The organism is Rhodoplanes tepidamans, assembly GCF_030813915.1.
Taxonomy (GTDB): Bacteria; Pseudomonadota; Alphaproteobacteria; order Rhizobiales; family Xanthobacteraceae; genus Rhodoplanes; species Rhodoplanes tepidamans.
The window spans coordinates 1-13,366 of sequence record NZ_JAUSUJ010000028.1 but is presented as its reverse complement, the minus strand read 5'-3'; the positions used below and the strand labels follow the sequence as shown (position 1 = coordinate 13,366).

General features: G+C 71.4%; 11 protein-coding genes. 5 read left to right on the top strand and 6 right to left on the bottom strand.

The features are described from left to right. Window positions 1-194: 194 nt before the first annotated feature. The 4 genes from J2S22_RS25655 to J2S22_RS25640 all read right to left on the bottom strand — a co-directional run bounded on the left by J2S22_RS25655 (window position 195) and on the right by J2S22_RS25640 (window position 5,225). Entirely contained in the window at window positions 195-2,585 is a 2,391-nt protein-coding gene (locus tag J2S22_RS25655; RefSeq protein WP_272778149.1) for a thiamine pyrophosphate-binding protein, read from the bottom strand. A 152-nt stretch (window positions 2,586-2,737) separates the two neighbouring features. Continuing rightward, on the bottom strand, window positions 2,738-3,613 hold the full coding sequence (locus J2S22_RS25650) for an amidohydrolase family protein (protein WP_272778148.1): 876 nt from the start codon (window positions 3,611-3,613) through the stop codon (window positions 2,738-2,740). Between the two features lie 26 nt (window positions 3,614-3,639). After that, window positions 3,640-4,626, bottom strand: a complete 987-nt coding sequence (locus J2S22_RS25645; RefSeq protein WP_272778147.1) for a tripartite tricarboxylate transporter substrate binding protein — start codon at window positions 4,624-4,626, stop codon at window positions 3,640-3,642. 149 nt (window positions 4,627-4,775) lie between these two features. Further along, window positions 4,776-5,225 carry a DUF6163 family protein gene (locus J2S22_RS25640; RefSeq protein WP_272778146.1) on the bottom strand — a complete coding sequence of 150 codons (450 nt, stop codon included), beginning with the start codon at window positions 5,223-5,225 and terminating at the stop codon, window positions 4,776-4,778. Window positions 5,226-5,371: 146 nt separating this feature from the next. On the opposite strand from J2S22_RS25640, the gene hemB reads away from it, so the two are divergent. Together hemB and J2S22_RS25630 are read left to right on the top strand one after the other, a co-directional pair. Continuing rightward, a complete protein-coding gene (gene hemB / locus J2S22_RS25635; RefSeq protein ID WP_272778145.1) occupies window positions 5,372-6,448 on the top strand; it encodes a porphobilinogen synthase in 1,077 nt (358 codons plus the stop codon). Window positions 6,449-6,560: 112 nt separating this feature from the next. Further along, a complete protein-coding gene (locus J2S22_RS25630; RefSeq protein ID WP_272778144.1) occupies window positions 6,561-7,259 on the top strand; it encodes a hypothetical protein in 699 nt (232 codons plus the stop codon). Window positions 7,260-7,290: 31 nt separating this feature from the next. Here J2S22_RS25630 and J2S22_RS25625 read toward each other — a convergent pair whose 3' ends face one another. After that, window positions 7,291-8,514: a threonine ammonia-lyase gene (locus J2S22_RS25625; RefSeq protein ID WP_272778143.1), complete on the bottom strand. Its 1,224-nt coding sequence runs from the start codon at window positions 8,512-8,514 to the stop codon at window positions 7,291-7,293. A gap of 153 nt (window positions 8,515-8,667) precedes the next feature. On the opposite strand from J2S22_RS25625, the gene J2S22_RS25620 reads away from it, so the two are divergent. Together J2S22_RS25620 and J2S22_RS25615 are read left to right on the top strand one after the other, a co-directional pair. After that, window positions 8,668-9,204, top strand: coding sequence for an RDD family protein (locus tag J2S22_RS25620; RefSeq protein ID WP_272778142.1), 537 nt, complete (start codon window positions 8,668-8,670; stop codon window positions 9,202-9,204). Window positions 9,205-9,424: 220 nt separating this feature from the next. Beyond that, entirely contained in the window at window positions 9,425-10,168 is a 744-nt protein-coding gene (locus J2S22_RS25615) for an arginyltransferase (protein WP_272778141.1), read from the top strand. A gap of 129 nt (window positions 10,169-10,297) precedes the next feature. Here J2S22_RS25615 and J2S22_RS25610 read toward each other — a convergent pair whose 3' ends face one another. Next, the gene (locus J2S22_RS25610; RefSeq protein WP_437182551.1) at window positions 10,298-11,914 is read right to left on the bottom strand and encodes a caspase family protein; all 1,617 of its coding nucleotides are present in this window, start codon (window positions 11,912-11,914) and stop codon (window positions 10,298-10,300) included. A gap of 158 nt (window positions 11,915-12,072) precedes the next feature. Between J2S22_RS25610 and J2S22_RS25605 the strand changes: the two genes are divergently transcribed. Next, window positions 12,073-13,224 carry a hypothetical protein gene (locus J2S22_RS25605; RefSeq protein ID WP_272778140.1) on the top strand — a complete coding sequence of 384 codons (1,152 nt, stop codon included), beginning with the start codon at window positions 12,073-12,075 and terminating at the stop codon, window positions 13,222-13,224. The last annotated feature ends 142 nt before the right edge of the window (window positions 13,225-13,366 follow it).

Here is a 13,366-nt window from a genome sequence, read left to right as displayed (position 1 = left end):
GCGCGACGGAGTGGAGAGCGGCTGCGATTCTCGGCCGCGTGCCCCGGACAAGGTGCGTCAGGCAACAGGCCTGACGCACCGCCGAGCCGGGGCCCAGAGGTCACAGCGGCGAGCGCCTCGTTCGTCGCCCCTGGGTCCCGGGTCACGGCGCTACGCGCCGCGCCCGGGACACGAGTTTTTCGCGAGCCGCCCCCTCACAGCGCCTTGAGGTACCGGATCGGCCGGCCCGGGGCGATCGCCTGGGCGGCGGCCACGATGGCGTTGGCGTCGATGCCGTAGTGGCGGTGGAGATCGGGCAGCGCGCCGGTCTGGCCGAAATGCTCGACCCCGAGCGGCCGGGTGCGGTGGCCGGCGACGGCGCCGAGCCAGGCGAGGGTCGCGGGATGGCCGTCCAGCACCGTGACCAGCCCGCAATGGGGCGGCAGCTCGGCCATCAGCCGCTCGATGTGCGAGCGGGCGTGCGGCAGCCCGCGCTCGCGGGCGCGGCTCGCCGCGGTCCAGCCGGCGTTGAGCCGGTCGGCCGAGGTGACGGCGAGGAGGCCGATGTCGCGGCGGTCCTCGGCCATCAGGCCGACCGCCTGGATCGCCTCCGGCGCGATCGCCCCCGTGTAGGCGACCACCACCTGGCAGTTCGGCCCGGGCTTCCGCATCCAGTAGGCGCCGTCGATGATGCCCTGCCGGAGCGCGTCGGTCATGGCGCGCTGCGGCTGCTCCATCGGCCGGGTGGAGAGACGCAGATAGACCGAGCCGCCGGTCTCGTCGCGCAGCCAGGTGCGCTCGCAGGGCTCGCCCTCCCCGTCCCGCTGCACGTAGTCGAACGCGAAGGCGAGGATGACGGCGAGCTCGTCGACGAAGCTCGGCTCGAAGGCGGCGAGCCCGTCCTGCGCCATGCCGATCAGCGGCGTGCCGATCGACTGGTGCGCCCCGCCCTCCGGCGCCAGCGTGATGCCGGACGGCGTGCCGGCCAGGATGAAGCGGGCGTCCTGGTAGCAGGCGTAGTTGAGGGCATCGAGGCCGCGGCAGACGAACGGGTCGTAGAGCGTGCCGATCGGGAACAGCCGCTCGCCGAACAGCGAATGCGACAGGCCCAGCGCCGACAGGAGGATGAACAGGTTCATCTCGGCGATGCCGAGCTCGACGTGCTGGCCTTTCGGCGAGAACTCCCAGGTGAGGGTCGAGGGAATGCGCTCGCTCTTGAAGGTGTCGACCATCGGTTCGCGGGCGAACAGGCCGCGACGGTTCACGAAGGCGCCGAGATTGGTCGACATGGTCACGTCCGGCGACGTGGTGACGACGCGGTCGGCGAAATCGGACTTCAGCCGGCCGACCTCGTTCAACAGCGCCCCGAACCCCTGCTGGGTCGACATGGTCGGCGCGACCTCGACCTTCAGGGCCGAGGGAACCTCGACATGCGGCGCGCGGAAGCGGCGCGGCCCGCCCTGCGCGAACGGCACGTTCCGCAGGAAGGCCCGAAGCTCCTCCTCCGGCCGCGACAGGCCCTCGAACGGATCCCATTCGTGCCCGGGCCGGATCCGCATCGCCTGACGGAACGTCTCCATCTGGGCCGTGGTCATCAGGCCGGCGTGGTTGTCCTTGTGGCCGGCGAGCGGCAGGCCGTGGCCCTTCACCGTGTAGGCGATGATGCAGGTCGGCCGGTCGTGGTCGATCTTTGCGAACGCGTCGAGGAGAGTCGGAAGATCGTGTCCGGCCAGATTGGTCATCAGCCGGCCGAGATCGTCGTCCGACAGCTCGTCCAGCATGGCGCTCAGCGGGCCCTGGTCGCCGAGATCGTCAGGGAGGCGCCGCCGCCAGGCGGCGCCTCCCTGGAACGTCAGGGCCGAATAGAGCTGGTTCGGGCAGGTGTCGATCCAGGTGCGCAGCCGGTCGCCCCCGGGCTTCTTGAAGGCCTCCTCGAGCAGCACGCCGTATTTGAGGATGACCACGTCCCACCCGAACGCGCGAAAAAGCTTCTCGTAGCGCTCCCACAGCCCCTCGCGCACCACCGCGTCGAGGCTCTGGCGGTTGTAGTCGATGATCCACCAGCAGTTCCGCAGGCCCTGCTTCCAGCCCTCCAGCAGCGCCTCGAAGATGTTGCCCTCGTCCATCTCGGCGTCGCCGACGAGCGCGATCATCCGGCCCGCCGGCCGGTCCGCGGCGAAGCCGTGGCCGTGGACGTAGTCCTGCACCAGCGAGGCGAACAGCGTCTGGGCGACGCCGAGCCCGACCGAGCCGGTGGAGAAGTCGACGTCGTCGGTGTCCTTGGTGCGCGACGGGTAGCTCTGCGCCCCCTTGTAGCCGCGGAACGCCGCCAGCTTCTCCCGCGTCTGGCGTCCGAGCAGGTACTGGATGGCGTGGAAGATCGGGCTCGCATGCGGCTTGACGGCGACCCGGTCCTGCGGCCGCAGGACGTGGAAGTACAGCGCCGTCATGATGGTCGACAGCGACGCCGAGGAGGCCTGATGGCCGCCGACCTTGAGCCCGTCGACATTGTCGCGCAGGTGGTTGGCCTCGTGGATCATCCACGCGGCCAACCACAGCACCTTGCGCTCCAGCTCGGAGAGCACGTCCGGCAATTTATCGGTCATCGCCCAATCCATCCGGAAAGCGGGCCGGCCGCGGCGGCCATCGGCCCCGTGCGCCGCGCTGCAGCGCCCGCCGGCAGGATAGAGCGCTCGCCCCGGTCCTTCAAACCACATTCCGGGCAATGCCCGGACAGCCCTGCACGACCGCCGCAGGCTCACCCGCGCGTGGGAAAGCCGTACAGCCGGGCCGGATTGTCGACCAGGATCGCCCGGCGGTCCGCCGCGTCCTCGATCCACTCCGGGATCAGGTCGACGAGATCGCCGTCGTTCGGCATGCCGCGGCCGTCCATGTTGAGGTGGGGCCAGTCGCTGCCCCACACCAGCCGCTCCGGCGCATGCGCTACCAGGGCGCGGGCGATCGGCGTGACCGCCGCATAGGGGAAGTCTCCCGGCACGCAGCGCATCGGGCCCGACAGCTTGATCCACACCCGCCCGGTGTCGAGCATCCGCTTGAGCGTCCGCATCGCCGGCTGGTCGACGCCGCGCTCGGCCTTCACGCTGGCGAAATGGTCGAGCACGATCGTGTTGGGCAGCGCCAGCAGGCGGTCCGCGAAGTCGTCGATGTCGGCGCCGTGCGGATAGAACTGGACGTGCCAGCCATGCGCGGCGACGCGGGCGGCGACCGCCTCCGAGATGGTCGGCAGCACGCCGCCGCGCGAGCCGCTCATGAAGCGCACCCCGCGGACGCCGAGCGTGTTCAGCCGGTCGATCTCGGCATCCGTGATGTCCTCGGGAACCAGGGCGATGCCGCGATACCGGTCGGGATGCCGGGCCAGCACGTCGGCGAGCAGGCGCGTGTCGCGGCCGTAGCCGCCGGGGCTGACCAGCACGGCAGCCGACAGGCCCAGCGTCGCCATCAGCGCGATGTGGGTCTCCGGCAGGGCGTCGGCCGAGACGTAGTAGCTCGTCGGGTCGAACGCGTAGCGGTCCGACGGCCCGATGAGGTGGATGTGGGTGTCGACGCTGCCGGGCGGGCAGACGAAGCGCGGCGTCTTCGGGTTCGGATCGGGCGGCTGGGTGAGGATGGGCATGGCGCGGCCGTGACGGCTCCCTCGTCTCAATCGATGGTGATGTTGCCGGCCCCGGCGAGCTCGCGCCATTGCACGACGTCTCGGGCGATGCGGGCGGCGAAGTCCTGCGGCGTGCTGCCGACCGGCTCGATGCCGTCGCGGACGAGCCGCTCGGCGAGCGCCTCCGAGCGCACCGCCGCGACGCTGGCGGTCGCCACCGCCTCGACGATCGCGGCCGGCGTCCCGGCCGGCGCCATCAGGCCGATCCACAGGACGCCCTCGTAACCCGGGAAGCCGAGCTCGGCGACGGTCGGCAGATCGGGCATCAGCGGCGAGCGGCGGGCGCTGGCGAAGGCGAGCGCCTTCAGCCGGCCGGCGGCCACATGGGCGTTGCTGGTCGCATAGGTGTCGAGCTTGAGCTGGACGACGCCGGCGAGCAGGTCGGTGAGCGCCGGCGCGGCGCCGCGATACGGCACGTGCAGCACCTGGGCGCCGGCCCGGCGCAGCAGCAGCTCCATGGTCAGATGCGGCAGCGTGCCGTTGCCGGCCGACGAGTAGCTCAGCCTGCCGGGATTCTTCGCCGCATAGGCGACGAAGCCGGCGAAGTCCGTGAACGGTGCCGCCGGATGGGCGACCAGGAGCTCCGGCACCTCGGCGACCACCGACACGGGGACGACGTCGCGCTCCCAGTCGTAGGGAAGCTGCCCGGCCTTCAGCGCGGCATTGATGGTGTGGTTCGGCGTCGCGATCAGCAGCGTGTGGCCGTCCGGGGCCGACTTCGCCACCGCGTCGGTCGCCAGGATGCCGCCGGCCGCCGCCTTGTTCTCGATCACGAAGGACCAGCCGCGCTCCGCCGTGATGCGCTGCGTGACCAGCCGGGTGACGATGTCGACGGCGCCGCCGGCCGAGAACGGCACGATCACCCGGATCGGCTTGGTCGGGTACTCGGCCCGGGCCGGTGCGGCGAGGAGGACGACGAGGGCGACGGCGGCGAAGCCGGCAGCATGCGCGGCCAAGCGAAGCGAGCGGACCATGGTCTCGACCTCTCGGGTGGACGAGCCGGACGTCGCGGGAGATTTGCCGCGCGCGGACGCCGCGCCGGCACGGGAAGGAAGGACCGTCTAGCCCGGAAAGGTTATAGCATCGCGGCGGCCGAGACAAACCCCGGCCGGGCCGCCCACGCTCACGTCCCCTGCTCGCGCGCCGCCATCACGGCGAAAAACAGGTAGGCGACGATCATCGCGACCAGGAAAACCACGACGAGCCAGTGGAAGCCGTAGATCAGCGGGAAGAAGATCTGCACGACGATCATGGTGACCGAGCCGGTCAGCCACACCACGGCGCCCCACGGCGCGGCGAGCCACAGGCCGACCGCGGCGACGAGGTCGATCACGGCGAAGAACACGGTGGCGGTCTGCCAGGACAGCGACTGGGCGTCGAACACCTCGTGCGGCCCCGCCCCGATCCCGCACACCGCCGCCCAGTGGTAGAGGCCCTTGAGCATGGCGATGCCGGCCGCGACCCGCAGGAACACGACCAGCCACCACGCCCAGCCCTCGCGGTCGGGCCGGTAGTCCTCCGCCTGGACGGGGTCGAGCTGCTCGATCGGCCCGGCGCCATAGGGCTCGCTCACGACGCGATCCTTCCTGCCGACCGCCCGCCGCGACGGTGCCCGGGGGTGTCACGCATAAGCAGTGTCAAGGACATGGAACACCGATCCGGAACGCGCTAGAACGCCACCAATTCATTCAGCGCCGAGAACCATTACGGAGAAGAGCCATGGCCATCAAGTACGGGCGCCCGATCGAGTCGAAGGTCCGGGTGGTCCCGGCCGAGCCGGCGGGCTCGCCGCGGACCGACGGCCTCGACCTGGTCCACCGGCCCCGCCGCAACCGCCGCACCGACTGGGCGCGCCGCATGGTGCGGGAGAACGTCCTGACGGCCAACGACCTGATCTGGCCGCTGTTTCTGGTCGACGGCGACAATCTCCGCGTCCCCGTTCCGTCGATGCCGGGGGTCGAGCGCATCTCGGTCGACCAGGCGGTGCGCGAGGCCGAGCGGGCCGCCCGGCTCGACATCCCCTGCCTCGCCCTGTTCCCCTACACCGACCCCAAGCTGCGCGACGAGACCGGCAGCGAGGCGCTCAACCCGGACAACCTGGTCTGCCGCACCGTGCGGGCGATCAAGAAGGAGGTGCCGGACATCGGCGTCCTCTGCGACGTGGCGCTCGACCCCTACACCAGCCACGGCCACGACGGGCTCCTGCAGGACGGCCAGATCCTCAACGACGAGACGGTCGACGTCCTGATCCGCCAGAGCCTGCTGCAGGCCGACGCCGGCTGCGACATCATCGCGCCGTCCGACATGATGGACGGGCGCATCGGCGCCATCCGGGACGGTCTCGACGAGGCCGGCCACCAGTCCATCCAGATCATGGCCTACGCGGCCAAGTACGCCTCGGTGTTCTACGGCCCGTTCCGCGACGCGGTCGGCTCGTCGACCACGCTGACCGGCGACAAGCGCACCTACCAGATGGACTACTGCAATACCAACGAGGCGCTGCGCGAGGTCGAGCTGGATCTCGAGGAAGGCGCCGACATGGTGATGGTGAAGCCCGGGCTACCCTATTTGGATATAGTCCATCGCATCAAGGAAACCTTCTCGCACCCGACCTTTGTCTATCAAGTATCGGGAGAATATGCGATGATCCAGGCGGCCGCCGCGAATGGCTGGCTCGACGGCGAGAAGGCCATGGTGGAAAGCCTGATGGCCTTCAAGCGGGCGGGGGCAGACGGGATTCTCACCTATTTCGCGCCGCGCGTTGCGGAAAAGCTGAAGCAGGGCCGGCTGTTCTGACCGACCGTTGAAGCGAGGACGGCGCCCGTCCGGGCGTTCCCCGCCGCCGTTCGTCGAGCCCGGCCCGCGGCCGCGGGCCTGCGGATTCGCGGTGACGCGTGCGGAGGGGACCATGCCGTACCGTGACGAAGAAGACGCGAGGTTCGGCCGCCGTCGGCCGGACCGGGAACGCCCCGGACGCGGCGGACGCGCCCTGCTCGTCCTGCTGACCGTCGCGGTCGGCGGGCTGGGCACCTGGGTGCTCGTCGCCAACACGCTCTTCAAGGACACGACCGGGCCGCGCGCCGACGTCGCCGCCGCCCTGCTGGCCGCCCGTGACGGCGCGCCGCCGACGCTCTCCATCCTGAAGGTCGCCTCGGTCACGGCCATGCCGGACGGCCCGCTGCCCCAGGCCGCGCCTGCGGCCGAGCCGGCCCCGCCGCTCGCCCTGGCGCCGGCGCCGACACCTGCTCCGGCTCCCGCGCCGGTGCCCGTCCCGGAGATCGCCGTCGCCGCCCCCTCGGCCGCGACCGTGGCACGCTCCGAGGCCACCGACATCGACCCGCCCGCGAGCCCGGGCCCGATGGTGCTCGCCGCCGTCTCGGCGGGCGAGGAGACCGGGTCGCTCGCGGCGCCGCCGCTGGCCGCCGTGCCGGACGAGGTCGACGAGGAGGCCGGGACGCCGCTCGCCGGCCTCGTGCCGCTGCCGCGGCAGCGCCCGTCCGCCGAGGCAATTCCGCTGCCCCGCCCGCGCCCGGAGATCGAGACCGACGTCTCCGCCCCGGCGCCGACGCTGGAGCCCTGGCAGATCGACCGCAACCAGCCGCTGTGAGGGCGAGGCCTCCGGTCTCGAGCCGGCGCCCCTACTCGATCGCCTTCACGGTCTCGATCCGCTCCGGATCGTAGCCGTGGGTCGCGAAGGCCTCGACGATCTCGCGGGCGTGGGCGCGGTCGCGCGCCTCGACCGTGACGTCGATCTTGGCGCCCTTGGCCGGCACGTCGAGGAAGAGCCGGTGGTGGTCGACCTCGAGGATGTTGGCGCCGAGCTCGCCGAGCAGCGTCGCGATGTGGCCGAGCACCCCCGGCCGGTCGGGAATCGTCAGCCGGATCGAGACGATGCGCGACTGGCGCTCGAGCTCGCGCACCATGATCGAGGCGAGGATTCGCGGGTCGATGTTGCCGCCGCACAGCACGAGCCCGACCCGCTTGCCGCGGAACCGCTCCGGCCGCGCCAGCATGGCGGCGAGGCCGGCGGCGCCGGCCCCCTCGGCCATGGTCTTCTGCAGGGTGAGGTAGGCGTTGACGGCCTGCTCGAGCTGCGCCTCGTCGACCAGCACGATGTCGGAGACGAGCTCGTGGATGATCGGCCGGGTGAGCTGGCCGACGTTCTTCACCGCGATGCCCTCGGCGAGCGTCGGACCGCCGATCGGCCGCGCCTCGCCGGTGAGCGCGTTGCGCATCGACGGGTAGAGCGCCGCCTCGACGCCGACCACCTCGATGTCGGGCCTGATGCCGTGCGCCGCGATCGCGTTGCCGGAGATCAGCCCGCCGCCGCCGATCGGGATCACCAGCATGTCGAGATCCGGCACCGCCTCGAGCATCTCGAGCGCGATGGTCCCCTGTCCGGCGACGATGGCGGGGTCGTCGTAGGGATGCACCAGGGTGAGGCCCTTCTCGGCGATGATCGCCTCGGCGCGCCGCTGCGACTCGGCGAGCGTCTCGCCGTCGAGCACCACGGTGGCGCCGAACGCCTTGGTCGAGGCGACCTTCACGAAGGGCGTCGTCTCCGGCATCACGATGGTGGCCGGCACGCCGAGCCGCTGCGCGTGATAGGCGACCGCCTGGGCGTGGTTGCCGGCCGACATGGCGATGACGCCGCGCGCCCGCGCCGTCGCGTCGAGGCCGGCCAGCTTCACATAGGCGCCGCGGTCCTTGAACGAGTTGGTGACCTGCAGGTTCTCGTACTTGACGAACACCTCGGCCCCGGTGAGGGCCGAGAGCCGCGGCGCCGGCAGCATCGGCGTGGCGATCACCTGGCCGGTCAGACGCGTCCGGGCGGCCTGGATGTCGGCGAGCGTGACGGTCACGGCCGGGCCCTCCCGGCGACGGTCCGCCGCGAGAATGCCGCACCGCCTCGCCCACCCCTTGCAGGGGCCGCCGGCGACGGCCATGTCGGAGAGCGCAGGCGTGCCGCCTCGCCGCCCGGGCGAGCCGCGACCCGCATCCCGCCGAGGACCCCGATGGCATACGCGCCCTCCGACCGGACCCGTGACCCGTATGCGGATCGCCGGCCGTACGACCCGTTCCTGGAGCCCGAGCGATTCGAAGGCGTGCTCCCGCGCCGCGTCATCGCGTTCATGATCGACGTCGTCGTCCTCTTCGTTCCGGTGGCGGCGTTCGCGATCCTGGTGTTCCTGTTCGGGATCGTGACGCTCGGCCTGGGGTGGGCGCTGTTCTGGCTCGCCGGTCCGGCGACCGTGGTCTGGGCCCTCGTATACTACGGAACCACGCTCGGCGGGCCCGAATCCGCCACACTGGGCATGCGCATGGTCGATCTGCAGATGCGCACGGGCTCAGGCGAGCCGCCGTCCTTCCTGCTCGGCGCCGTGCACGCCGTGGTGTTCTGGGTGTCGGTCTCGGCCCTGTCGCCGCTGGTGCTGCTGGTGTGCTTTTTCAATCACCGGCGCCGGCTTCTCCATGATATCCTGCTCGGCACGGTGGTGATCAACAACGGGCAGCGGGCCGGGCGCCTGCGGGCGGCCGGGCTGGATTATTGAGCGAGATGGTGGTCGGCGCGGTGGGTGTCGGCGTGCGATGGGCCGGCGCGGGGCAGGTCGGATCGGAACCGGCGGATGACGGCCGCACGACGCCGCTCCGCCAGATGCCGCCTCGCCGGATGCCTCTCGGCCAAATACCGCTTCACCGAGTGTCGCTTCGGCCGGCGCATCGCCGCGGACGGATCGCCCCGCCCCGCCCCTCCGGATCGGGGTCGGCCTCGTGACCCAGCATTCCCGCGACACGCCGCAATTCTATCTCACGGCGCCGTCGCCCTGCCCGTATCTTCAGGGCCGCGAGGAGCGCAAGGTCTTCACCCACCTGGTCGGCGAGCGCGCCGGCGACCTCAACAACCTGCTGACCCATGGCGGCTTCCGCCGCAGCCAGTCGATCGCCTACCGGCCGGCCTGCGAGGGCTGCCGCGGCTGCGTCTCGGTGCGGGTGGTGGTCGACGACTTCCGGCCGACCCGCAACATGCGGCGCGTCCTCGACCGCAACCCGGACCTGGCCGGCGAGATGCGGGTGGCGGTGCCGACCTCGGAGCAGTACGGCGTGTTCCGCGCCTATCTGGACGCCCGCCACCAGGACGGCGGCATGGCCGACATGACGGTGCTGGACTACGCCATGATGGTCGAGGACAGCCATGTCGACACGCGGCTGGTGGAGTACCGCCGGCGCGGGGGCGAGACCGGCTACGGCCGCCGCGGCGAGCTGCTGGCCGTCAGCCTGACCGACGTCCTCAAGGACGGGCTGTCGATGGTCTACTCGTTCTTCGAGCCCGAGGAGAGCCACCGCTCGCTCGGCACCCTGATGATCCTCGACCACATCGCCCGCGCCCGTGCCATGGGGCTCGCCTATGTCTATCTCGGCTACTGGGTGAGCGGCTCGCGCAAGATGGACTACAAGGCCCGCTTCCTGCCGCAGGAGCGCCTCGGCCCCGAGGGCTGGGACCGCGTCGAGGCGTGAGGCGACGGCGCCCCGCCTCACCTGCCCCCTTCACCTGCCCTCGTCCCGTTCCCCCGAGCATCGGCCGCCGCTCCGGTCGTCCGGGGCGCGGCCAATCGCGGTCCGCGCGCCCGGAACCGCCGCACGGCGTCAGCGCAGCCCGAATCCCGCGCCGCCGCGGATGTTCGGCGACGGGCCGCTGCGGATCACCGGGCTGCCGCCGCGGACCGGCCCGGTCGGCGTGCCGCGCACGCCGCCGCCCGAGGACGAGCCGACCGGCCCGTGCGAGTGGCCGCCCGGCCGGACCACCGGGCCGTGACCGTGCGGCCGCGGGCCGATCGGGCCGATCGGGATGCCGATCACGCCGATCGACACCGGCGGGCCCGACGGCGGCGGAGGCGGCGGGGGCGGCGGCGGCCCGCTGTCGCGCACCGCGGTGCGCTTGCTCGGCTTGCTGCTCTTCTTCTCCTTCTCCGGCTTCTCGGTCTTGCGTCGGGTCGGCTGCACGGCCGGCGCCGGCGTGCAGATGCACGGCGCGGCGACGACCGGCGTGGCGATGGCGATCTGCCGGTTGCCGGCCCGCTCGAACAGCCTCCGGGCGGTGAGCAGCAGGTCGGAGTCGGGGTATTGCGCCATGAACAGCTCGTAGGAGGCCGGCGTGTTCACGGTGACGGCCGTGTACCAGGCGACCATCACCTTGCGGCGCTCGACGATCTCGCGCACCCGGACCTGGAACGGGGCCGCCGAGAAGAGCTGCAGATAGGCCTGGTAGGCCTCCAGCGTATCCTCGCGGATCACCCGCTCGTAGGCCTCGAACTGCGGCAGCGGCCGGAGCTCGTCGCGCCACGACTCGACCGAGCGGATCGCGATGCGCGGGCCGCCGAGCGCGGCGACCTTCTGGCCGGGGACGCCGCCGACGCTCGCGGGCGTGGCGGCGGGACGGCCGCCGGGCCGACCGGCGGCGGCCGGGGCCGCCTCGGTCGCCGCGACCACCGGGGCCGCCGTCGAGACGCCCGGGAAGAAGGCGAAGTCCGCCGTCAGCGACGAGCTCTCCCACGGCGTCTGCCGCCCCGCGGTCACCTGGTGCACGGCGTAGCGCACCCGCTTGAAGGCCTGCTCGATCGGCATGCCGGGCTCCCTGGCGACGCCGAGCAGCGCCCGGGTGTAGGGGCTGTTGCTCCCCTCCCCGTCCTCCGCCTCGGAGCCCGGGGCGGTCGAGTAGGACACGATCGAGCCCGACGGCGCGTCCACGATGGCGAGCCCGCGCCCGACCACCTTGTTGATCTCCGAGAACGGGTTGTTGCGGCAGGCGTCGAGGATGACGATGCGAGTCTTGCTCGGCACTGCGGCGAGCGCGTTCATCACGTCGGCGAGCCGCACCGTCTGCAGCGGCACGTCGGCCTCGCGCGCGATGCGGGCGTCGACCGGGACCAGGAAGTTCTCGCCGTCGACCTGCAGGCCGTGGCCCGCGTAGAAGACCAGCGAGACCGTGTCGGGCCCCCGCTCGGCGACCTTGGCGGCGAAGTCGCCGATCGCCTTGCGCATCTCCGCCTGGCCGAGATCCGGCGCCGTGGTCACCTCGAAGCCGGCGGCGGAGAGCAGCTCGGCCATCGCCTTGGCGTCGTTGGCCGGGTTCGGCAGTTCCGTGACGGCCTGATAGGCCGAGTTTCCGATCACCAGAGCCATCCGGGGCTCCGCCTGCGCGGACGCGAAGGCGCCCAAGGCGCCCAGGGCCGCGATCGCGACTGTCAGCATTCGCCACGCCATGACCGCACCTCCAGGGAGTTGACGATGTCTTGTCGGTGCAACGCCACGTCCGGTTCGAACCGTCTTCGCCCGATGCGACACCCGGTTTGATGGCCGTCAAGAAAACCGCACTTTCGTGCCGCACCTGAGGGGACGTTCCTCGTCCTGGAGACCCTGCGATGTTCCGTGCACGCCGCCGGCCTGCCGCGTTCCGGCGCCACGCCTCCATCACGCCCCGCCGGCGAAACCTGCTCGCGCACCTCGTCGTTTCGCTGCTCGTCACGAGCGCGCCGGTCGCGGCCGCTCCGGCCCTCGCCGACGACGCCGTGCCGACCATCCGGACGAACCAGGCCTATGTCGAGGGGCTGCAGCGCCGCACCACGCTGAAGACCGACGATCCGGTCGCCGTGTTCGCCGCGGTGTTCGGCCAGCTTCCCGACCGCGTGAAGGTCTACCCGACCGAAAACTACTACTACTTCACCTTCGTGCTCGACGGCGCGCCGTGGAACGGCAACATCCGGCTGGACGCCAGCGACCGCGACAGGGGGCGGCTGCACTTCGCCTATTCGGAGGATCTCGCCGACTGGCGCGAGGAGACCGACGTCGTCCACGTCGCCCTCGACCAGACCAACGACGTCGCGGTCGAGAAGGTGGAGCGCTTCCTCTACCGGGTGACGTTCCGCGACAAGAGCGTGCTGTTCGAGCTCAACGACCTCTCCGGCGTGACGCCGCCGGACGGCGTGCTGGGGCCGGACGAGGCCTTCGTCGGGCCGATCTTCGACGAGTCGGGGCTGCGCTTCTTCCTGATCTTCAATCGCCGGCTCAAGCTGTTCCACTACGTGCTCGACGAGACCGCGCCGGTGCCCGAGCAGTTCGTGCCGGAGAAGTCCGGCCGCATCGTCATCGGCAAGCGCACCGGCTACGGCTTCTTCGTCGACGACCGCCGCCAGCGCAGGATCCTGGTCGGCGTCGCCTTCTCGAACTCGCGGGTGAACAACTACTTCGACGGGCCGTTCGACCAGCTGCCCGACAACTTCATCGAGGGCGACGGCTTCCGCGACATGATCGTGTCGGTCGCCCCGGAGCTGAAGGGCAAGATCGACCGCTTCGGCGGCTGGGGCGAGGGCGAGCAGCGCTTCATGATCGCCCCCTACTATTATTATCAGATGCCCTCCGAGCTCGCCGCCTTCGACCGCTGCGCCACCGACAAGCGCGTCCCGGAGGCGAACCACTACGCCTGCTTCGTCGTCGACGAGGAGAGCCAGCAGCGCTTCGTCCCGGTGCCCCGCGCCATCCGGGAGCTGCGCGGCAAGGGCCGGAAGAGGCGGTAGCGCCGGCCCCATTCCTCCCTCTCCCCTCGCGGGAGAGGGAAAACGGGCGGTCCTGACCGGCTACATGGGTGACAGTTTAGACCGACGACATGGGTGACAGGTCTAGAGATCGGCGGGGAGGGCCTTGCCGATGGGCTGGAAG

Coding starts and splice junctions, on each gene's coding strand:
- J2S22_RS25610 (WP_437182551.1), bottom strand. CDS start 11,914: ATGGCGTGGCGAATGCTGACAGTCGCGATCGCGGCCCTGGGCGCCTTG.
- J2S22_RS25630 (WP_272778144.1), top strand. CDS start 6,561: ATGCCGTACCGTGACGAAGAAGACGCGAGGTTCGGCCGCCGTCGGCCG.
- J2S22_RS25650 (WP_272778148.1), bottom strand. CDS start 3,613: ATGCCCATCCTCACCCAGCCGCCCGATCCGAACCCGAAGACGCCGCGC.
- J2S22_RS25655 (WP_272778149.1), bottom strand. CDS start 2,585: ATGACCGATAAATTGCCGGACGTGCTCTCCGAGCTGGAGCGCAAGGTG.
- J2S22_RS25620 (WP_272778142.1), top strand. CDS start 8,668: ATGGCATACGCGCCCTCCGACCGGACCCGTGACCCGTATGCGGATCGC.
- J2S22_RS25645 (WP_272778147.1), bottom strand. CDS start 4,626: ATGGTCCGCTCGCTTCGCTTGGCCGCGCATGCTGCCGGCTTCGCCGCC.
- J2S22_RS25605 (WP_272778140.1), top strand. CDS start 12,073: ATGTTCCGTGCACGCCGCCGGCCTGCCGCGTTCCGGCGCCACGCCTCC.
- hemB (WP_272778145.1), top strand. CDS start 5,372: ATGGCCATCAAGTACGGGCGCCCGATCGAGTCGAAGGTCCGGGTGGTC.